A 21,214-nucleotide genomic window follows, 5' to 3' on the forward strand; every position below is an offset into this window, starting at 1 on the left:
CGGTAATGACCGCCCCACGCAAACTCTCTCCTGACGGGGCGCAGCTACGCCCTATTTGCCAATGATATGCATTTCATAATAGGAGGTGGTCAAGACAATAAGCCGGATATGCGATCCGGCAGGGGAGGACCATGAACCGAACACGACTGATCGTCGGGCTTGCACTGACCTATGCGATTTTCGCCGTGCTGCTGAACAGCGTCGGCACCGTGATCCTGCAATCGATCGAATCGTTCCACATCACCAAAGGCGCGGCGAGCTCGCTCGAGGGGTTTAAGGACCTGTCGATCGCGGCGACGAGCTTTCTGCTCGCGGCGCAGCTTCCGCGCTTCGGATTGCGCCGCGCGATGATCGTCGCGCTGGGGATCGTTATGATCGCTTGCCTGGCGATGCCGCTGGCACCTGGCTTCTGGACCACGCGGCTGATGTTTCTGGCGGTGGGCGTGGGGTTCGGCGTGGCCAAGGTTTCGGTCTATAGCTTCGTCGGCCTGCTGACCGAGGACAGTACGCGCCACGCGTCGTTGCTCAACATCATTGAAGGCGTGTTCATGCTAGGCGTGTTGAGCGGTTACTGGATTTTTGCGGCGTTCATAAACCCCATCAATCCGGCGGACCCGCAGTGGCTACACGTTTATTACGGGCTTGCGGCAGCGAGCGGGATCGCTCTTGCTTTGTTGGCGGTGACTCCGTTCGATGAGAGCGTGGTGGCCGTATCGGCGAGCGCGGCACCACAGGGGGCCCGCCAGAAATTTGCCGAAATGATTGCGCTCGCGTGGCGCCCGCTGACACTGAGCTTTATCGCCGCGATCTTCTGCTATGTGCTGGTTGAGCAGGGCATCGGGTCGTGGTTGCCGACCTTCAATCGCGAGCTGCTGGGACTGTCGGCACAAATGAGCGTCCAGGCGGCGTCGGTTTTTGCGGTTTGTCTGGCGCTCGGTCGGCTGGGTGCCGGGGTTATCGTGCGGCGTACCGGTTGGTTTGCGCTGGTGTGCGGATGCCTGGTGGGAATGGCGGTGCTGATGGTCGCGGTGCTTCCGCTTGCCGCTGCGCGCCACGGCGTCGTCACAGGCTGGGTGGATGCGCCGATTGCGGCGTTTCTTTTACCGATGATCGGCCTGATGATGGCGCCCATCTATCCCGCGCTCAATTCGGCGATCCTGTCATCGATGGCCCCGCGGGAGCAACCGGCGATGGTGGGGTTGATCGTTGTCTTCTCGGCGCTTGGCGGGACGACGGGATCATTCATCGTCGGGCATCTTTTCGCGGCGTTCCCGGGGACGATTGGCTTTTACGTTCTTCTGGTTCCGATTCTCGCGCTCGCGGTCGCGACTACACTGGTGCGGGGCTATGCCAGGCGATCGGAGGTTTAGGCTTGGCGGAGCGTGGGTGCAGCAGTGCCGATGGTCTGGCACCGCTTGCCCCTGTCGTCAGGAACACGGCCCGTTGGTTGCCGCGACAGGCGTGCGACCGACCCGCAAATCCGCGCCGCTGCGCACCACCGGCTCGGGCCCAGTGCCGAGCCCGCGCCACAGCGCCGCGTTAAAGGCGGCGGTGTCCAGCCGATCCTCCTGCGCGAAATTCTGCCCGCGCATCGCCTCCGCCCAATAATCGGCGGTATGCGTGGGGCAGGGGCGGGCGGCAACGGTGTAGCGGTCGTTCGGGATGGGCAAGGCGGTGGTCTTCAGCACCGTGGCAGCGGTTGCGCGGTAGCTCCAGGGCGCCGCGCCAGGCTCGAACACGTCGGCCATCGGCAGCGCCAGCGCGTCGTTCAGCCCCAGCGGCTTCAGCCCCAGCAACGCCTCGATCGTCCGCAACAGGCTGACGGTGGTGTAGCGCGTCGACACCAGCGCCTGCTGTTTGACATGCGCCCCAACGACGAAGGCGATGCTGCGCCGCGCATCGACATGGTCGGCCCCGTTTTGCGCATCGTCCTCGATGACGAACACCACCGTTGAATCGGCGACCTTGCTTGCGGCGATTCGCTCGATTACGCGGCCGACCGCATAATCATTGTCGGCCATTTGGGTTTCGACCGTGTTCACGCCGTCGATCGCATCCTTGAAGTCGCCGAAATGGTCGTGGCTCAGGCGCAACAGCGTGAGCGCGGGAACCGTGCCCGCCGCATCGGCGGCGTCAAATTCGCGCTGCCATTCGAGCATCCGCCAATAATCGGGCATTTTCTGGTCGAAGCCACGGAAATACGGGTCGCTGCGGCTGGCGAGCAAGCGGTCGCCGGGGGTGTAGATGCGCGTGCCGGTCTTGGCGGGTTCGCGCTCCAGCGGCTTCGCGCCGGGTTCGCCCGCGTCATAGATCGACGCATCCGAGAAACCGTAATTGCGCACGCTCAACCCGGCGCGGATTGCTGCGCTCCACAGGAAGCCCTGCCCGGCGCTCGCATCATCATCGCCGTCGGGCGCGGTCAGCAAGGCAGGGCCTGGCAACACATCGGGGTCGGTCGGTGCCTTGGGGTTGACCGCGTGGCGCTCGGCTGGCGTCAGCGCGGTGTAGATCGAGCGGTCGGCTTCCTCGGCTTCATAGGCAAGGCCGCGCTGCGCATAGTTTACCGGCGCGTTCTTTTCGAGCAGGTCGGGCACGCGCGCCGCGGTGGTCCAGGTCCAGCCGGTGCTGGATTGTTCGCCACTGTCGTAGAAATTGTCGAGCGTGACGAACTGCCGCGCGAGCTGATGGTGATTGGGCGACAGCGCCTGCCCCAGGATCGCCAATGTGGGGTCGCCATTGCCCTTTTCGAGATCACCCAGCACCTGATCGTAGGTGCGGTTTTCCTTCACGATGAACACGACATGTTTGATGTGCGCGCGCACCTGCGCCATTCGTGCCTCGGCGGCAGCGCGCGCCGGGGCCGCGTCGAGTCCGATATTGCGCGCGACTTGCAGCGTCGTTGCGACCAGCGCCTTGGGGGCGGGCAGCGGGAAATCGAGCAGCCCGGCCTTTTCGAGCTGGAAGATATATTGGTTGGCGACCCCGCACGCGGTCGGTTGCGCCTTTTGCACGGCAAGCTTGGGCGCGCAGCCGAGCGGGTTGGGGCCGGGCGGGCTCTTGCGGTTGACGACGAAGACGTGGTTGCCCCGCGCGCTGACCGCGACCGCAGTCGGATACCAGCCGGTCGGGATCAGCCCTTGCACCTGCATTCCTGCATCGACCGGGGCCACCACCGCCAGCGCGTTGATCCCGCCAAAGGTCACCAGCAATCGCCCATCGGCAAGGCGCGCCAGCCCGTTGGGATTGACGCCCTTGCCCGGCGTCGCACCCAGCGCATCGGGCAGCCCGATGCGCGGCTCCATCACCAGCCGGTCGCGCACGGTATCGATCACCGCGAGCCGGTCGGCATTGTCCTCGGTTGCATACAGCCGCCGGGCTTTGGCATCGAGCAGCAGCGCGGTTGGCGACCCCAGCGTGGCAACGCGCGTGCCGACCTTGATCGCGTCGCCTGTCACCTCCAGCGCGACGATTTGCCGGTCGCGCGGGGCCGAGACATAGGCATGGGTCGCATCGCGCCATATGATCGCGAACGGGTTCTCGCCACCTGCCACCCCGGTTTGTGCGGCGTCGATCTTGCCCGGGCGCAAATCCTGTTCGACCAGCACGGTGCCGCGCGTCAGGTCGATCAGGCTGACCGAATCGTTGTAATAATTGGCGACCAACGCGCGCGTGCCATCGGGGCTGATCGCGACGCCTGCCGCCTGCGGCAGCACCTTGGCCCCGTTACCGGCCTTGTTATGGCCGAGCGTGATCGGTTTGCCGACGCTGGCGAAGGTGCCGCTGGCGCTCTTTTCGAAGACATGGACGACATCATCGACCCCGCCGCCGACCACAATGCGCGTGCCATCGGGCGACCAGGCGACACCCGAATAGCTGTTGGGCACGGTCAGCGTCTGCAGCCAGGTCGGCCCCTTGGCGTCGATGCGGTAACGGAACAGATATTGGCCCGATTGGGCGAGGACGAGCTTCCCGTCGGGGCCATTATAGCGGTTGAAGCCGCTGGTCAGCACCAGCATCTCGCGACCATCGGGGCTGACCGCGACCGCCGCCGCGCCATCGGCGATGTAGGCTGGGTTGGGGCCGGTCCGTGCCACCAACGGCGCGAAGCGCGCGCCGGGCGCGGCGAGTGGGGTCAGCGTCTGTCCCGTCGGCAACGCCGTTCCCTGCTCCTGCGCCGTGGCACGCCCGGCACTGCACAAAGCGAGGGCGGTTGAGGCAAGGATCAGGGAGCGGCGCATTTTCAAGGTCTCCTAATCGGCTTGGCCTAGCCTCGTCATGCTACGGTAATAAGACCGGTTTCCGTTCATTCGACGACCGGCAGCCACACCGCGCTCGCGGCACCCGGCGCGTGGACGATCGTTTGCGTCGCCGCGCGATAATCGTTCGGTTTGGCGTCGAAGATGTTGGGTACGAAGGTCTGCGGGTTGCGGTCGTACAGCGGGAACAGGCTCGATTGCACCTGCACCATGATGCGGTGGCCGGGCAGGAACACATGGTTCACATTGGGCAGGCCGAATTTGTAATTCTCCACCTTGCCCGGCTTCAGCGCGGCGGGGGTGGCGCGACCGTGCACATAACGCCCGCGATAAATTTCGATGCCGATCGGCAATTGATACCCCGCGAGCGCCGGATGCGCGCTGTTCTCATCCGGGTAAACGTCGATCAGCTTGACGACGAAATCGCTGTCGGTGCCGCTGGTGGCGGCAAACAGATCGACTTGCGGCGCGCCCGCAATATGCACCGGCTTGTCGAGCGCCGCCGTCTGATAGCTCAATACATCGGAGCGGCTGGAGACGAAACGCTGGTCGGCGACCAGCCATGTCGTCCACACCGCACGATCCTTCATATGCACCGGTTGGGTGACGAAGGGCACGGGCTTGGCCGGATCGGAGATATAGCGTTCCTGGCCAGCCGTGGCGGGGGCGGTGAAGCTGAGGCTGTTATCCGCCTGGAGATAGAGCGGGGTCGCCTTGCCTGCGGGCCAAGTAGCGAAGGACTGCCATTGATTGATCCCGCTGGCATAGGTGATGGCCGCCGGGGTCGGCGCGGTATCGGCGGGGGTGTCCTTCAGATAGCGGTCGAGAAAGGGCTTCATCGTGTGGCGACGGAATTGTAGCCCGGTATCGCCCTCGAACTGCAATGCCCCGAGACTGGTGCCGTCATAATTGACGCCGCTATGCCGCCACGGCCCGATTACCAGCGAAATCGGCGCGTTCGGGTCCTTGTCCTTCAGCGCCTTGAACACCGCAGGTGCGCCATAGCTGTCTTCCTGGTCCCATTCGCCGACCACGACCATCGTCGGTACGGTCAGTGTGCGCTTGGCGAGCAGTTTGTCGACCGCCTGTTCCTGCCAGAACTGGTCGTATGCGGGGTGCTCCATCAGCTTGCGCACCGCCGGAAAGATCTCGATGCCATAAGCGCGCGCGAAATCGCCCGCCGATCCGGCCTTCAGATAGGCGTCGTAATCGTCGCCGGTGCCATCGGCGATCGCGCCGCCCTTCTTGGCGGTCTGGCCGACGATGTAGTCGAAGTTGGTCTGGCGGAACGCGCCATTGTGGAACCAGTCATCGCCGACCCAGCCATCGACCATCGGGCTTTGCGGCACTGCGGCCTTGAGCGCAGGATGCGGATCGATCAGCGCCATTAGCGAGGTGAAGCCGAGATAGGAGGAGCCGGTGATGCCGACCTTGCCGTTCGATTCGGGCACGTTCTTCACCAGCCAGTCGATCGTGTCATAGGCATCGGTGGCATGGTCGACATTGGTGGGGTTGAGCGGCCCGCGCAACGGGCGCGTCGTGACATACTCGCCTTCGGATTTACCCAGCCCGCGCACGTCCTGATAGACGCGGATATAGCCGTCATTCACGAATTCGGCATCGGCGATCGGCAGGATTTCCTCGATCTTCTGGCTGGGGTTGCGCCACGTTGCCTTGCCCGCATCATAAGGCGTGCGGCTGAGCAGGATCGGGCCGCCGTGCGTGCCCTTGCGCATAACGATAACGGTGAACAGCTTGGTCCCGTCGCGCATCGGCACCATCACTTCGCGGCGGATGTAATCGGCTTGCGGGCGGACCTGTTGATACACCGCGACGGTGTCGGGCGTCATCGGCGCGGTTTGCGCCGACAGCAAGGCGGGCGTGGCGAGCAGGGCAAGCGTGAGCGGAAGAATGCGCAATGGGGCCTCGCAATAATTACGGGTAATGCCAGGGTATAGCCATGCACCGCGAAGCCGGGGAAGCGATTTCGCGGTAGGGCGGGGAGGAACCAAGAGTGCGGCTCGACGCGGACCCTATCGCCATCCCAACCCTTCAGGCACGATGCCATCCATGACACCAGCCGATCGCCTGACTCGTCCGCTCAAAGGGCTCATCGTCGGGCAGGTGCGCGCGCTGTTTAACGACAAGGCGCGGGGCGAAACACCGGTTGTGCGTAGCCCCGACGCGCTGTTCCCGCCGGATTCGGTCGCGTGGCGCGTGCACGGCGATGTGACGTCGATGCTGGTCGGCGGCATTGCCGCGCTGCTGCTACAGATGCTCCACCCCAAGGTGCTGGCGGGGGTGTGGGACCATTCGGGCTTTCGCGAGGACATGCAGGGCCGCTTGCGCCGCACCGCGCGCTTCATCGCGGTCACCACCTTTGGCGCGCCCGACGACGCACGGGCGATGCTCGCCAAAGTGCGGCGAATCCACGACAGTGTTGGCGGCACCTTGCCCGATGGCACGCCCTATCTGGCGAGCGACCCTGATCTGCTCGCCTGGGTGCATGTGTGCGAGGTGCTGTGTTTTCTCGACGGCTGGATCCGCTATGGCGAACCCACGATGAGCCGTGCCGACCAGGACCGTTATGTCGCCGAAATGGCGCGCATCGCCGAGCCGCTGGGCGTGTCGCCCGTGCCGCACACCCGCGCCGAGGCCGAAGCGATCATGACCGCGATGCGACCCCAACTGCGCGTGGACGCCCGCACGCGCGACGTGGCGCGCGTGGTGCTCGATCAGCCTGCGCCTTCGCTCGCGGCGGGGCCGTTTCAGGCGATGACCTTGCAGGCGGGCGTGGATTTGCTGCCGGGCTGGGCGCGCGCGATGCACGGTCTCGCCCAACCGGAGTTCGGCCGACCGTTGCTGCGCGCGGGCACCTTCGGCATTGCCAGCACCTTGCGCTGGGCGTTCCGCGCATGACCGAAGCGATTCCCGCCGCGACGCTGGTGCTGTTCCGGGAAAGTGGGGCGGTGCCCGAACTCCTCTTCGTCGAACGCTCCAAGGCGATGGTGTTTGCCGGGGGTGCCTTGGTCTTTCCGGGCGGGCGGATCGACCCGGGTGACCGCGCGCTTGCGCTCGAATTGGGGGGTGAGCCCGAGGATATGGCCGCCCGCATCGGCGCGATCCGCGAGACGATTGAGGAAGTTGGCCTGCCCATCGGCCTGCGGCCGATGCCCGACGCCATCTTTGCCGAGTTGCGCGCGGCGCTTCACCGGGGTGAGGCGCTGGGCGCTGTCCTGCGTGATCTCGACCTCACGCTCGACCCCGCGCAGCTCGTCCCGTTCGCGCGCTGGCTGCCGTCGCATGCGCCCGCGCGCATTTTCGACACACGCTTCTATCTGGCGCAGGCCCCGCAGGACGGGCCCGAGGCGGTAGTCGACGATACCGAGAATGTCCGCGTGTTCTGGTCGACCGCGCAACGTGTGCTCGACGATGCCGACGCGGGCCGCGTACGCATCATCTTCCCGACGCGGCGCAATCTGGAGCGGCTGGCGCAATTTGACAGCTTTGCCGCTGCCGCCGCCCATGCCGCTGCGCACGAAATCCGCGCGGTTACGCCGTGGATCGAGCAACGCGATGGGGGCGAGCATCTCTGTATTCCCGACGACCTTGGCTATCCGGTCACCTCGGAGCCGATTGCCGGGGTGATGCGCGGGTAGAACCCCGGTTCCGGCCCCGAATCGCACGGGGGTGACGAAAGCGCGCGCGTGGCGTATGGACCGGCCATGCCCAATCTCCCCGTGGTCGCGATTATCGGCCGGCCCAATGTCGGCAAATCGACCCTGTTCAACCGTCTCGTCGGCAAAAAGCTGGCGCTCGTCGATGATCGCCCCGGCGTGACGCGCGACCGGCGCGAAGGCGATGCCACGCTGGTTGGCCTCAATTTCCGCATCATCGATACCGCTGGGTATGAGGATCAGGATGCCGCCTCGCTGCCCGGACGGATGCGCGCGCAGACCGAGGCGGCGGTCGCGCAAGCCGATGTCGCCCTGTTCCTGTTCGATTCGCGCGCTGGCATCGTCCCGCTCGACGAGGAAATCGCGCGCTGGCTGCGTGGATCGACCACGCCCGTCATCCTTGTCGCCAACAAGGCCGAGGGCAAGGCAGGGGCCGACGGTATCCTCGAATCGCTGTCGCTCGGCTTTGGCGATCCGGTTGAATTGTCGGCTGAACATGGCGAGGGGCTGGTCGAACTGTTCGACGCGCTGCTGCCCTATATCGAGCCCGACAAGGACGAATATGGCGCCGATATCCCCCATGCCGAGGATGAGGGCGAATATAGCCCCGAAGCGCCGCTCAAGCTCGCGATCATCGGTCGTCCCAATGCCGGAAAATCGACACTCATCAACCGTATCCTCGGCGAAGATCGCCTGATTACCGGTCCCGAGGCGGGGATTACGCGCGATTCGATCGCGGTCGACTGGGTTTGGCACGATCCCGAGCGCGAACCCGGCGAAAATGCGCGCAAAGTTCGCCTGATCGACACCGCCGGAATGCGCAAGCGCGCCAATGTGCAGGACAAGCTCGAAAAGCTGTCGGTCGCCGATGCGCTCCACGCGATCGATTTCGCCGAAGTCGTCGTGCTGCTGCTCGACGCCACGCGCGGGCTCGAATCGCAGGATTTGCGCATCGCCGATGCAGCCCTTCAGGAAGGCCGCGCGCTGATCGTCGCGATCAACAAATGGGATATCGCCGAAAACGGCTCCAGCCTGTTCAACGGCATTCGTGGTGCGCTGGAAGACGGGCTCAGCCAGATCAAGGGGATGCCCGTGCTCACGGTGTCGGGTGCGACCGGCAAGGGCATCGACGTGCTGCTGAAAGTCGCGTTCGAGACCCGCGACGCCTGGTCGCGTCGTGTTGGCACCGGGGAACTCAACCGCTGGTTCGAAAAGGCGGTTGAGGCCAATCCGCCCCCCGCTCCGGGCGGCAAGCGCATCAAGCTGCGCTACCTGACGCAAGCCAAGACGCGCCCGCCCGGCTTCGTGCTGTTCGGCACGCGGGTGGACCAGTTGCCGACCAGCTACCAGCGCTATCTTATCAACGGCATTCGCCGCGATTTGGGCTTTGGCGCGGTGCCGGTGCGGCTGACTTTACGGGCACCGAAGAACCCGTTCGATCGCTGAGCCCGGAGCACGCACCGGACCGGAGTTATCCCGCAACGCCAGCAACTTGGTGGGAACGCCACCGAAATGATTCTCGTCTTCGTCAACCGCTCGTTTACTTCGTACAGGTAGAACAAGCTCGTACTTTCGGGTGAGGGTGCGTGGCGAAGGATATGACGGTGACGCTCGACGAGAACGGCCTGATCGACTGGAACGTGTTTGCTCGAGCCCGTGCCGAGCTGGGGGCGGGCTTTGTCCGCATCCTCGGCTATTTCCGGGAGGATGGTGTCAAGTCGGTCGCCGCGATCGAGGCAGCGATGCGCGCGCGGAGTGCGGCGGCGATGGTGATTCCGGCGCACACGCTGAAGGGGGAAGCGCGCCAGTTCGGGGCCGAGCCCCTCGGTACGATCGCCGAGCGGATCGAATCGATCGCCCGGGACTGTGTTGAAAACCGCGACACGCCCGATGAGGCGTTGGCGGATATCGTGGCGCTGCGCCCGCTGTTCGAGAAGACGCTGGCGATGCTGGAGCGCGAATCCAATCCCCTGGTAGAGCGGCGTCCGGCCTTCGGTCGCCGCGCGAACTAACCAGCCCGGCGGCGGCGCCAGCGCAGATCAGGAGCGCAGGCGCTCGATCGCTTGCGCCAGCGCGACATAGAGCTTCCCCATGTCGGACGACAGCAGCGTAACCCCAAGCGGGGAGCCATCGCGTTGCGACAGGATCGTCCGCAACATCGCCTCGAAATCGTGGATGTAGCGGTTGACCTGTTCGCGAAAGGCCGGGTCGTCTTCATGGAGTCGTGCAATCTCGCGCACCTCGGTCGCATCGAGCAGGCGCACCGCGCGCCGCGTGAACACGCCCCGATCGCCCTTCAGATAGGCTGACCATGCGCTGTCCGAGACATCGCTGGAAAAGGCCTTGGCGATGTCGATCGAGGCGGAATTGAGCGATTCGATCAGCAACGAAACCCGGCGTGCCAAAGTATCCTGATCGGCATTTTCGCGCTCGACCCGGGCTTCCTCCAGGCGGCTTTCGACCAAGGCGGTCGAATCGGCGATGGCGTGCATTTGCCGCGTCAGCCGTTCGGATATGCGCGCGGCGGCATCGGCGGCGGCGTCAGCGGCTTCGCTGATGCTGGCGATTTGCTGTTCGAGTGCAACACCGGTCGCGCGCTTCATGGCGGCGGCACTTTGCTGTTCCAATGCTTGTGCCGCCTCGGGGATCACGCTCGCCAGTGTTTCGCGCGCGCGGTCGGCGGCGGCGCTGGCGGTGTCGCGCACGCGCAGCAGCGCCTCGACCAGCCGTGGTGCGGCCTCTTCGGCGAAGCGATGCGTGCGCCCGATCGTATCATCGACCATCGCGCCCAGCGCATCGGCCTTGATCTTGCCGTCGGACAGCGTGTCGAGCAGCGTCCCGGCCAGCTCGTTTACGGTGTCACGCTGCACCGCGATGACATGGGCAATCGCCTCGATCGCGTCATGCGTGCTCTCCGCCGCCGTCACCAGCGACAGCAATTCGGGTTTTGCCTGGCCGACGATCTTGCGGCTGACGCCGATGCGGTCGTCGAGCCGCGTCAGCGCCTCGGGCAGGGTTTCGTCAATTTCGCGCGCAGCCGAATCGAGCGCCATCAGCAGATGTTCGGTCGAGGCGATGGCGTGGGTTGCCATTTCGTCGCCGGTCTTGAGCGCCTCGGTCATCGCATCCGCCGAACTGCCGAGAGCGCTGATCGACGCGGCCAGTGCCTGCGCCCGCTCGACCCCTTGCGCGTGCAGTGTATCGAACGTGCCCGATACGCGGACGATGCCCTGGTCGATTTCGTGAACGATCGTGTCGCTGGCCGCGCGTTGGTCGGCAAGACGGTCGGCGATGCGATCGATCAGGGTTTCGATCTCGGCGATCCGTGCGGCCAGGCCCTCGGCGCTGTCGCGCGCGGCACGGTCGAGCGCGGCCTGGTTGGTGCCGAGCATCGCCAGCATCGCCTCGCCCTGCGCCGCGATCCCCTTGCGCGCTTCGTCGACCGCGTCGGCGGTGCGACCGAGCAAACCATCGACCGCGTGGGACATGTCGCCGGTAACCTGTTCCAGCCGTGCGCCCGCCGTCTCGCTGGTCACTTCCATTCGCGTGATGTGCGCAGCAAGTTTCTGGGCAGCGCCGTTCGCCACCGCGTCGGCCTCACGCCCCCGTTCGGCCAGCGCGGTCAGTTGCGCGTCGAGTGCGGCGGCGTGTTCGCTGGCGGTGATGCCGGTTGTCTTGAGCAATTGCGCCAGCCCGTCGGTTTCGCCGTGCGCGCGCGGCAGCAGCGCGAGCAGCACTTCCAGCCGGGTGTGAGCCTGGTCTGCCGCCGTCGCCAGCGCGGTGGCATGGGCGTCGGCGGTTGCCACTTGCGCCGTCAGGCCCGATCCGATCGAGGCCATGCGCGACACTGCCCCATCGCCAAGGGCCATCAGGGCGTTGGTCTGGTCGGCCAGATTGGCGCGGTTGCTTTCGATGCTGTGCGCGAGTGCCGCAACCGTTCGCTCGAGGCTCGCTGCCTCGGCCCGCATTGCCTGCGCGGTTCGCCCGAATCGCCGCGCTTCGGCGGTGCTCGTGCGCAACGCCAGCAGCAGCACGATGCCAATCAACGCGGGCGGTACGCACAGCCCGGCCACAAAACTGACCAATGCCGGCGGCGTCAGCACCGCCAGACTGTCGCGCGACAGCCACACCATCGCGCCGACCCAGCCCAGCGAGACGAGGCCGCCAAACACCGCCAGCCACGACACCGACCGGGGCTGTGGGATATCCTCGACGATGTCGGTCAGTTCGATGGGGTCCTCTTGCACGGGCGCAGCCTCTGCCACCGTTACAGCCTCTTCCGCGTCGGCTTCGGCGGGTGGCGCGGCGCTGTGCGGCCGCAGGTCTATGATGCGAGAACCCCCGTTCATTGCACCTGTTTACCACGAAAGTGGCCAGCGCAAAGCGAATACCGAAACCTTGTCTTAACGCATCGCGCGATAGACCTGCGGAATGGCGTATGATCCCGGTGCAATCGATGCGACCTTGGCGGCGGCGGTGGGCGATGAGCCCGCGTTGATCGCGGAATTGCGCGACGCGTTTCTCGAAAGCGTAAAGCGCGGATTGGCCGTGCTCGAACAAGCGCAGGGCGATGAGGCGTGGAGTGCCGCAGCGTGGCGGATGCGCGGGCTTGCGGCCAGTTTCGGGGCGATCCGCCTGATGGCGATCGCGACCGAAGCGGCTGAGGCGACGGCGCACGATCCCGCGCTGATGCGGCGCCTGCGGCGCGCGGTGGAGCGGCTGTGATCGTTTTGCGGGCTTTGCCTTAATCGGCTCAACGCCCTAACAGCCATGCAATGCTGGCTGGATTGATTTTTGCGACCGAAGATGCCGATGATCGCGCGGGTGTGCTCGCTGCGACGCTGCCCTTTGGCGGGCTGACGCTGATCGAGTTCCAGGCACGCCTGCTGGTCGCCGCGGGGGCGACGCATATCCTTCTCGTGGTGGCACGCATGACCCCGGAATTGCTGGGCGCGATCAGCCGGATCGGGCGGCGCGGCGTCTCGGTCGATGCGGTGCGCAGCGCGCGCGAAGCGCTGGAAAAACTGCATCCGCTGGCGCGCGTGCTGGTCGTCGCGGACGGGGTGGTGACGACGGGCGATGTGGTGCAGGCGATTGCCGCCGCGCCGCAGGACACGCTGCTCGTCACCGATCAGCTCGATCCGCGCTATGAACGCGTCGGTGCCAATGTCGCATGGGCGGGCCTTGCGTTGCTCGATTGCAAACGCATTGCCGAGGTTGCCGCGATGCCGCGCGACTATGATTTCCAGTCAACCCTGCTGCGGGTCGCCGCGCAAGCCGGTGCCGATCAAGTCCGGCTCGATCCGCAAATGGCCCCGGGGCACAGTATCGAGCGGAGCACGCAGGCCCTGGCCGCGCGCGGCAACGGCACGGTTGCGGCACTGGTGGCGAAGCCGCCGCGTTGGGCCGATCGCTTCCTGCTGGCCCCGCTGGTTCGGCTGGCGCTGCCGCCGCTGATGACGCGCAGCGTCGGCACGCTGGCGGTGCTCGCCGCCGGAGTAGCCGCCGCGCTCGGTGGGGGGCTGGCGATCTTTCTGGGCCACCCGGCAATCGGGGTGGTGGTGGCGTGTTTCGCGATCGTGCTTGTCAACATCGCGGCGGCGCTCGCCTGGGTTCGCGATGAAGGCACCGTGGCGCACATCGCTTGTTATGCCACCCCGGCGATTGTCGCGGTCGCCGCGGTGTTGATCGGCTATGGCGCGGATCGACCGGCGGGATTGATCCTCGCGCTTGCCTTGGTCATTATCGCGGCGCTGCTGGAACGTGCTGCCGGTTCGGCGGAGGTTCGCCGGTTGTGGGCGAGCCCGGCGGCCTATCCGCTGGTCCTGCTTCCCTTGCTGGCACTGGGACAGCCATTGGCCGCGCTTGGCGTCGCCGCGCTCTACGCGACTGTAACGTTGGCGATCGCCATTGAGGGCTTTCGCGAAAAGCCTTAGTCTCGCTTTAACGACAACGCTCTATTGCCGAGGTCATGTCGAATGAATGTGGCGACATGGATGACGGTGCCCATTGGGGCGTCACGGCGCTGCTCGCCCGGGCAGCGACGGCGGACGCGCGCGCCGAGGATCGGTTGCACGTGGCGGTCGCAGATTTCTTCCTGGACGATACCGCGCGGCTTGATGATCGTACGCGCATCGCCCTGGCCGCCACGCTCGGCGATCTTATCCAGGCGGTAGAGCGCGCCTTGCGTCATCACGCCGCCCGTCTGCTGGTCGCGCGCGACGCGGCGACGCTGGCGACGGCGATGGAGGGCGATGACGCTTCGGCGTTTCAGCGTCTGGCGGCGGCGGGGATGTTGCGCGACCCTGAGTTGATGCGCGAACTGCTTGGACGCGTCCGCCAGGATCTGCTGACCGATGCGCTCGCCGGCGAATCGCCCGAGGACCCCGATCAACCAAGCCTGCTCCCCCGGCTGACCGCCGCCCCCGATACCGTCATTGCAGGCAGCGCCGCGGCGCTGCTGACGGCGGAAAGCCGCCGGCGCATCCCGGCAGCGCCGGGCCAGCCTGCGGCCACCGATCTTCCCGCCGAATTGCATCACCGCGTCATCTGGTGGGTTGCCGCCGCGCTCCGCGATGGTTTTGTCGATGTGGTCGACGACTCGCATGTGGTGCTCGATCGCGCATTGGTCGATGCGGCGCTGCGCAGCATTGCCGCGCATGATGAGGGCGACCGGCTGGAGGCGACCGCGCTGCGTCTCGCCAGTGCGCTCGACCCGCAAGCGCAGGAACTTGCCGTTCTGCTGGTTGAGGCGTTGGCCGACCGGCGGCTGTCGCTGTTCATCGCCTTGCTCGCGCGCGCGCTGGGCCTGGAATATGCCGACGCGCGTGAAATCGTGCTCGACACCGACGGGGAGCGGTTGTGGCTGGTGTTGCGCGCGCTCGAACTGGATCGCGCGGCGATCGCGCGCATCGGCCTCGCGCTGTGCGATGCCGATCCTGCCCGTAACGTCGACCGCTTCGCCGACGGGATCGACGACATCGTCGCCATCGCGCCCGCCACGGCCCGCCATGCGCTTGCCCCATTGTTGCTGCACCGCGATTATCGCGCGGCGTTGGTTGCGCTGGGGCGGGGAACACGCCGATGAACGTGAGCGAACCGATGCTGCCGCCGGTACGCGGTCTGGTTGACCGTGACGGGCGCCTGGTCGAGGCCGACCAACGGCTGCACGATCTGAACGCGCGTGCCGGCGGAGCGATTGGTCAGCCCCTGGCGGTGCCGCAGATTGCGGCGCTCGCGCGGCTGGCGCAGCGGCTCGGCATTCTGGTGTCGCGCGGCGTGATTGCTGCCGATGGCCCGGATGACCTGGAATTATGGGTCCGCGCTGAGCCCGATCCGGCCCCCGCTTCGGGCAACGTCCATTTGCACATCACCGGGTGGCGGAGCCGTGCGGCCTGGCATCCCGCCGCCGCCGCCGAAGAGCGCGCGACCGATTTCCTGCGCAGCGAAGCCGATTGGCTGTGGGAGACCGATAGTGCGCTGCGCTTGACCTTCTTGTCCTTGTCCGCGGGCACGCGCTACGGATTTGATGTCGGCGCGATGCTTGGGCAGCCGCTGACTCGCTTTTTCGCGCTTGGTGAGGGCGATGGCGGGGCCTTCCCGATCCTGGGCGGGCTCGCGCTGCAGCAACGGTTTGACGATCAGCCAGCGACGATCCGCTCCACCGGGCACCGCGTGCGGCTGGCCGCAAACCCGCGCACCGATGCCAATGGCGTGTTTGCGGGCTTCATCGGTGCGGCGCATGTGCTGGAGGATGTCGTGCCGACTGCAGTCGCCCCGACCGCACCGGTGCCACCGCCACAGGATGCGATCACCACCGCCTTTGCCGCGCGGCTGGACCAGGCACTGCGCGCACCGCTCGACCGGATCATCGCCAATGCCGACAGCATTCACGCCCAGTCGGAAGGTCCGTTGCGGCAGGATTATGCCGATTACGCCGCCGACATCGCCAGTGCCGGGCGGCATTTGATGGGGCTGGTCGATGATCTCGTCGATCTCCAGGCGATCGAGCGGCCCGATTTCGTGGTCGCCAGGGAACCGCTTGATCTCGCCGACGTCGCGCGCCGCGCGGCGGGGCTGCTGCAGGTTCGCGCGTCGGATGCAAAGGTGCGGATCGACCGCCCGTCGCTCGGGGAAACACTGGCCGCAACCGGGGAATTCCGCCGCGCGCTGCAAGTGCTGGTCAATCTGATCGGTAACGCCGTGCGGTATTCGCCGCCCGAGGGCATGGTCTGGGTGCGTGCGGAACGCGAAGGCAATGTCGCGGCGGTGATCGTCGCCGATCAGGGCAAGGGTATCGCGCCCGAGGATCAGGCCCGCATCTTCGAAAAGTTCGAACGTGTCGATCCACGCGAAGCAGGGGGTAGCGGCTTGGGCCTGTATATCGCGCGGCGTCTGGCACGGGCGATGGGCGGGGACGTCACGGTTGATTCCGCCCCTGGGCAGGGCGCGCGCTTCGTGTTTACGCTGCCCTATCGCGGCTGAACCGTCGGCAGGACGACACGCACCCCGTCCAACGTCGCCAGTCGCGTGCGCGCGGCGGCGGGAATGGGGGTGTTGGGCAGGATGACATAGAGCCGACCGGGCACCAGCCGCCCTTGCTGGAAAGCGCGATATTCGGTCGCGAGCCGCTCCGCCGTCACCCGGCTGGTGCGCGCGGCATAGACCAGGCGAACCGGTCGGTGCGCGTCAACCGCGCGCCATGCAATTTCCTGAAACAGATCGAGCTGCCGCGTCGCGTCGGGCGGCATGAAGGTCACGTCGGTTGCCTGCGCGATCACGCTCGCCCAGCGTGGATCGCGCGTGATGCGCCACCGCACCGGTGCATCGGCGGCGGCGGTCTGATGCCGGGTATAGCCGATGACGCCGATCATATCGATCATCTGCAGCGCCAGCGCGCCGACGAGCAGCAGTGCGGCCCGGCGTGGCGCCAGCCGATACGCCTGGGTAATCGCCGTCAGTGCAAGGACATAGGCGACGGGCCAGAACAGCCTGCTCGATGCGCGCACCGGATCGACCAGCGCCAGCGCTTGCGCGGATAGCGGGATGGTCAGCACGGTGCGCCCGGCCAAATCGACGCGGTTCGAAATCGCCAGCAGCGCCAGCACGACCAACGCCGGGATGAGCCAGCACAGTCGCCGATGCAAAGTGGTGACGCTTGGTGACGGCACCGCCCGCCAGTGCAGGATGGGGGCGGCTACGACCAACAGCAACAACCCCGCGCCAAGATACTGAAAGGCTTCCATCTGCCGGTCCGCCGCTTGCGGGATGGCAGGCAGAAAGACCGACATGGCGGATATCGCCGGGTTCCACAGCGCGTCGAGCGGCATCCCGAAGCGACCGTACGTGCCCGAAGAGATCAGGCCGCCACGGTCCACCAGCATCGACAGCACCCCTGCGACCACCGCCAGCACCACGCCCGCGCCCAGCAGTGTCCGACCGCGTTCGCCGGGTGCTCGCACCAACCGTTCGAGCATCGCCGAGCCCCAAATCGCCGCGACCATCAACAACAGATAGCTATGGATCAGCGCGCTCACCCCCAGCACGGCCAGCCACCAGCGCCAATCGGCGGCGCGGCGCGGGTCGATGAAGATCCAAAGCGCCCACAGAATCAGCCAGTGCGCGCACAGATTGGCATGGACCTCCCGCACATACAGCGTTGGCAGTAACGACAGCAGCAGTACGCCGCTCCACAGTGCCAGCGGCGTGCGCGCATAGGGCACCAACACCGCGCGGGCGAGCGCGACATGGAGCATAAGGCACAGCAGATACCACGGCCCGACCAACTGGATGTCGCCACCCAAAAGTCCTGTCAGTGGCACCGCCAGCACGGCGAGCAGCGGATTGCTGTCGGTAAAGAGCAAGCTCACCCCGTCCGGCGCATTCAGCGCTTGCGTGCGAAAGCCATGTGCGTGCGGGTCCTTCAGCCAGGCGTGCAGCCCCAGCGCGTTTTCGCCATTGTCGGTGCCGGTCAGCAACCAGCCGATATTGTGCGGATTCAGCATCGCTAGGTGAAAGAACAAAGCGAACAGTCCAACCGCCCCCGCGACAACAAGCATCAGGTCGATGAGTGGACGGGAAAACGGGCGCATTGGTTGCGCGTACCGAAAAGCCACAAAGATAGGGTTAACGGACGGTAATTGAGGAGCAATGCTCCCAATCCTCGGAAGCAACCGACAGTAATTTTATCCTGATATGCCTGCGATCCCTTTCTGCTGTCTATAAATGAAGCGGGGGTGCCTGCGTTGACCCCGCGGCAGAAGGTAAAGCGAATGATCGACAAGGAAGTGCAAGCGCGTCTCGATTTTATGTCGATCGACGAGCGGCAACGTGCGGTTCTCGCCGAGCTCCAGCCCGTCGTTCGCGCTTTGCTCGGTCCTGCCCTTGACCGATTTTACGACACGGCACGAAAGACTCCGGAAACTGCCGCATTCTTTCGCGACGATCAGCATATGGCCCATGCCAAGCGTGCGCAGGAAAGCCACTGGATGCGCATCGCGACGGGCGCGTTCGATCAGGATTTTCATGCCAGCGTCCGCCGCATCGGTGCCGTTCACGCCCATATTGGCCTGGAGCCGCGCTGGTATATCGGGGCCTATGGGCTGGTTCTCGAAAATCTGATCCGTGGCATCGGGCGGCATCTGTCGCCGTGGCGGCGTTTGCTGTCGCTATTTCGCGGTCCCAGCGCCGCCGATGCGAGCAGCGCGATCGTCAAAGCCGCGCTGCTCGACATGGAATTGTCGGTTTCGATTTATTTCGAAGAGGCGCAAGTCGAGCGCAACAAGGCAATCGAAGGCCTTTCGCAGGCGCTGGCCGCGCTGGCCGATGGCGATTTGACTCGCGATGTGGCGGACATGCCGCCGGCCTTTGCGGCGATCGAAACAAACTTCAACGATGCGCTCGCCGCGTTGCGCGGCTTGATCAGCAGCGTGATGGCGAGCAGCGCTGGCATCCGCACCGGCTCCTCGGAAATCGCCCATGCGTCGGAGGATTTGGCGCGCCGCACCGAAGGCACCGCCGCCAGCCTTGAACAGACATCGGCCGCATTGGTGCAAATCGACTCGCGGTTGAAGGCGACCGCCGTTGCGACCGCCGAGACCGTAGACCGGGCGCAACAGGCAACCGCCACCGTCGCCAGCGGTCGCGCGACCGCGGATCAGGCAGTGCAGGCGATGATCCGTGTCGGGGAGAGCGCCAAGGGCATCGATTCGGTGATCGAGGGGCTCGACAAGATCGCGTTTCAGACGCGCGTTCTGGCCATGAACGCCGCCGTGGAGGCCGGGCGGGCGGGAGAAGCGGGACGTGGCTTCGCGGTGGTCGCCGATCTCGTCTCGGCGCTTGCAATGCGCGCCGAGGAAGAGGCCAAGCGGGCGCGCGACCAGTTGACCGTGACCCAGGCTGATATCGGCACGGCGGTCGACGCGGTGCAGAATGTCGATACTTCGTTGACCGATATTTCGGCGGACGTGGACAAGGTGCATAATCTGCTCGGCACGATGGCCGACGACGCGAGCGCACAATCATCGGCGCTGAGCGAAATTTCCACCGCGATCAGCTCGATGGATCGCACTACGCAGCAAAATGCGGCGATGGTCGAAGAAACCTCTGCCGCTGCGCGCAACCTCACCAGCGAGGTGGACTCGCTGGCGCTGCAGACCGAGCGGTTCAAAACCGGAGAGACACCCGCCGCATCGCACAACGCGGCATCACGCCGCCCGGCGCGGGCCAAGGGCCGTATCAATGTGGTCGGCAGCAGCCGCGTGCAATGATCGACGGGTGCAGGGCTGGACCGCGACGCCTTAGCGTCGCGACCACCACAGCAAGGCGCCACCCGCCAGCGCAATAAGCGCGCCGTACACCGCCCATTGGCGCTGCGCGAGCATGAAGCTCGACGCGGGCCACATGATGATGCCGAGGCCCTGGCCAGCAAACAGCAAGCCGAAGGCCAGCAGGATGACGCCCGCCACGAGGGCGAGCATCTTCACCGCGTTCACGAGCGAGCGTCGAGCGCGACGTAATCGCGCTGCGCCGGGCCGGTGTAGAGCTGGCGCGGACGACCGATCTTCTGTTCCGGATCGGCGATCATCTCATTCCACTGCGCGACCCAGCCGACGGTGCGGGCGAGCGCGAACAGCGCGGTGAACATCGTCGTCGGGAAGCCGATTGCCGAGAGAATGACGCCCGAATAGAAATCGACGTTCGGGAACAGCTTCTTCTCGACGAAATACGGGTCGCTCAGCGCCATTTCTTCGAGTTTCAGCGCGACGTCGAACACGGGGTCCGAAACCTTCGTCGCCGCGAACACTTCGCGCACGGTCTGCTGCATCACCGTCGCGCGCGGATCGTAATTCTTGTACACGCGGTGGCCGAAGCCCATCAGGCGGAACGGATCGTTCTTGTCCTTGGCGCGCGCGATATATTCGGGGATGCGGTCGACCGTGCCGATTTCGCGCAGCATGTTGAGCGCCGCTTCGTTGGCACCGCCGTGCGCGGGGCCCCACAGGCAGGCGATGCCCGCCGCGATACACGCGAACGGATTGGCACCCGACGACCCGGCCAGGCGCACGGTCGAGGTCGACGCGTTCTGCTCATGGTCGGCGTGGAGGATGAAGATGCGGTCCATCGCCTTTTCGATCACCGGATCGACCACATATTCCTCGGCTGGAACGCCAAAGGTCATGCGCAGGAAATTGCCGGTGTAGCTCAGGTCGTTCCTGGGGCTCATAAACGGCTGGCCGATCGAGTATTTATACGCCATCGCGGCGATCGTCGGCATCTTGGCGATGAGGCGATGGCTCGCGATCATGCGCTGCTGCGGATCGGTGATGTCGGCCGAATCCTGATAGAAAGCCGAAAGCGCGCCGACGACGCCGCACATGATCGCCATCGGGTGCGCATCGCGGCGGAAACCGCGATAGAAAGTGGCGAGCTGCTCATGCAGCATCGTGTGTCGGCTGATCGTGTGGGTGAACTTGTCGAGCTCGGTCTTGGTCGGCAGTTCGCCGTTGAGCAGGAGGTGGCACACCTCCATGAAGCTCGACTGTTCCGCCAACTGGCCGATCGGGTAACCGCGGTGCAGCAGCACGCCCTGATCGCCATCGATATAGGTGATCGCCGAATCGCAGCTCGCAGTCGAGGTGAAGCCCGGATCGTAGGTGAACATGCCCGTCTGGGCATAGAGCTTGCGAATGTCGATCACGTCTGGACCGACGCTGCCATGCAGGACCTTCAAATCAAGGTCCTTGTCTGCGGCGTTAAGCTTGACAGTGTCGGTCATCGGTC

Annotated in this window: 16 protein-coding genes; 10 read left to right on the forward strand and 6 right to left on the reverse strand. The window is 65.6% G+C overall.

What is annotated here, in order from left to right:
* The first annotated feature begins 131 nt into the window (after positions 1 to 131).
* Complete coding sequence (locus tag WC704_RS09735) at positions 132 to 1,370, forward strand: sugar MFS transporter (RefSeq protein ID WP_372889720.1); 1,239 nt, start codon at positions 132 to 134, stop codon at positions 1,368 to 1,370.
* Positions 1,371 to 1,427: 57 nt separating this feature from the next.
* On the opposite strand, the gene WC704_RS09740 is transcribed toward WC704_RS09735, so the two are convergent.
* Together WC704_RS09740 and WC704_RS09745 are read right to left on the reverse strand one after the other, a co-directional pair.
* A complete protein-coding gene (locus WC704_RS09740; protein ID WP_372889721.1) occupies positions 1,428 to 4,238 on the reverse strand; it encodes a bifunctional YncE family protein/alkaline phosphatase family protein in 2,811 nt (936 codons plus the stop codon).
* 65 nt (positions 4,239 to 4,303) lie between these two features.
* Entirely contained in the window at positions 4,304 to 6,106 is a 1,803-nt protein-coding gene (locus WC704_RS09745; protein WP_372889885.1) for a CocE/NonD family hydrolase, read from the reverse strand.
* A gap of 220 nt (positions 6,107 to 6,326) precedes the next feature.
* On the opposite strand from WC704_RS09745, the gene WC704_RS09750 reads away from it, so the two are divergent.
* From WC704_RS09750 to WC704_RS09765, 4 genes are all read left to right on the forward strand, one after another.
* The gene (locus WC704_RS09750) at positions 6,327 to 7,175 is read left to right on the forward strand and encodes an oxygenase MpaB family protein (protein ID WP_372889722.1); all 849 of its coding nucleotides are present in this window, start codon (positions 6,327 to 6,329) and stop codon (positions 7,173 to 7,175) included.
* Positions 7,172 to 7,915 carry an NUDIX hydrolase gene (locus WC704_RS09755; RefSeq protein ID WP_372889723.1) on the forward strand — a complete coding sequence of 248 codons (744 nt, stop codon included), beginning with the start codon at positions 7,172 to 7,174 and terminating at the stop codon, positions 7,913 to 7,915. The genes WC704_RS09750 and WC704_RS09755 overlap by 4 nt, the downstream gene beginning before the upstream one ends.
* Before the next feature lie 66 nt (positions 7,916 to 7,981).
* Positions 7,982 to 9,379 (forward strand): ribosome biogenesis GTPase Der, encoded by a 1,398-nt coding sequence (gene der, locus WC704_RS09760; RefSeq protein ID WP_372889724.1) that lies wholly within the window; start codon positions 7,982 to 7,984, stop codon positions 9,377 to 9,379.
* A 152-nt stretch (positions 9,380 to 9,531) separates the two neighbouring features.
* Complete coding sequence (locus WC704_RS09765; protein ID WP_372889725.1) at positions 9,532 to 9,945, forward strand: Hpt domain-containing protein; 414 nt, start codon at positions 9,532 to 9,534, stop codon at positions 9,943 to 9,945.
* Between the two features lie 27 nt (positions 9,946 to 9,972).
* On the opposite strand, the gene WC704_RS09770 is transcribed toward WC704_RS09765, so the two are convergent.
* Positions 9,973 to 12,282, reverse strand: coding sequence for a hypothetical protein (locus WC704_RS09770; RefSeq protein WP_372889726.1), 2,310 nt, complete (start codon positions 12,280 to 12,282; stop codon positions 9,973 to 9,975).
* Between the two features lie 82 nt (positions 12,283 to 12,364).
* Between WC704_RS09770 and WC704_RS09775 the strand changes: the two genes are divergently transcribed.
* Genes WC704_RS09775 through WC704_RS09790 form a run of 4 tightly spaced genes read left to right on the forward strand, consistent with a single transcriptional unit; the run spans position 12,365 to position 16,417 of the window.
* Positions 12,365 to 12,658, forward strand: coding sequence for an Hpt domain-containing protein (locus WC704_RS09775; protein WP_372889727.1), 294 nt, complete (start codon positions 12,365 to 12,367; stop codon positions 12,656 to 12,658).
* A 50-nt stretch (positions 12,659 to 12,708) separates the two neighbouring features.
* On the forward strand, positions 12,709 to 13,869 hold the full coding sequence (locus WC704_RS09780) for a hypothetical protein (RefSeq protein WP_372889728.1): 1,161 nt from the start codon (positions 12,709 to 12,711) through the stop codon (positions 13,867 to 13,869).
* 35 nt (positions 13,870 to 13,904) lie between these two features.
* Positions 13,905 to 15,020 (forward strand): DUF2336 domain-containing protein, encoded by a 1,116-nt coding sequence (locus WC704_RS09785; RefSeq protein WP_372889729.1) that lies wholly within the window; start codon positions 13,905 to 13,907, stop codon positions 15,018 to 15,020.
* A complete protein-coding gene (locus tag WC704_RS09790; RefSeq protein ID WP_372889730.1) occupies positions 15,017 to 16,417 on the forward strand; it encodes a sensor histidine kinase in 1,401 nt (466 codons plus the stop codon). Before WC704_RS09785 ends, WC704_RS09790 begins: the two co-directional genes overlap by 4 nt.
* Here WC704_RS09790 and WC704_RS09795 read toward each other — a convergent pair.
* Complete coding sequence (locus WC704_RS09795) at positions 16,405 to 18,024, reverse strand: DUF6311 domain-containing protein (protein WP_372889731.1); 1,620 nt, start codon at positions 18,022 to 18,024, stop codon at positions 16,405 to 16,407. The two genes, WC704_RS09790 and WC704_RS09795, sit on opposite strands and share 13 nt — an antisense overlap.
* A 180-nt stretch (positions 18,025 to 18,204) precedes the next feature.
* On the opposite strand from WC704_RS09795, the gene WC704_RS09800 reads away from it, so the two are divergent.
* Complete coding sequence (locus WC704_RS09800) at positions 18,205 to 19,701, forward strand: protoglobin domain-containing protein (RefSeq protein ID WP_372889732.1); 1,497 nt, start codon at positions 18,205 to 18,207, stop codon at positions 19,699 to 19,701.
* A 30-nt stretch (positions 19,702 to 19,731) separates the two neighbouring features.
* On the opposite strand, the gene WC704_RS09805 is transcribed toward WC704_RS09800, so the two are convergent.
* Positions 19,732 to 19,911: a hypothetical protein gene (locus tag WC704_RS09805; RefSeq protein WP_372889733.1), complete on the reverse strand. Its 180-nt coding sequence runs from the start codon at positions 19,909 to 19,911 to the stop codon at positions 19,732 to 19,734.
* Positions 19,912 to 19,922: 11 nt separating this feature from the next.
* Positions 19,923 to 21,209: a citrate synthase gene (locus tag WC704_RS09810; RefSeq protein WP_372889734.1), complete on the reverse strand. Its 1,287-nt coding sequence runs from the start codon at positions 21,207 to 21,209 to the stop codon at positions 19,923 to 19,925.
* Between the last annotated feature and the right edge of the window lie 5 nt (positions 21,210 to 21,214).

It is taken from the genome of Sphingomonas sp. (assembly GCF_041661885.1).
Taxonomy (GTDB): Bacteria; Pseudomonadota; Alphaproteobacteria; order Sphingomonadales; family Sphingomonadaceae; genus Sphingomonas.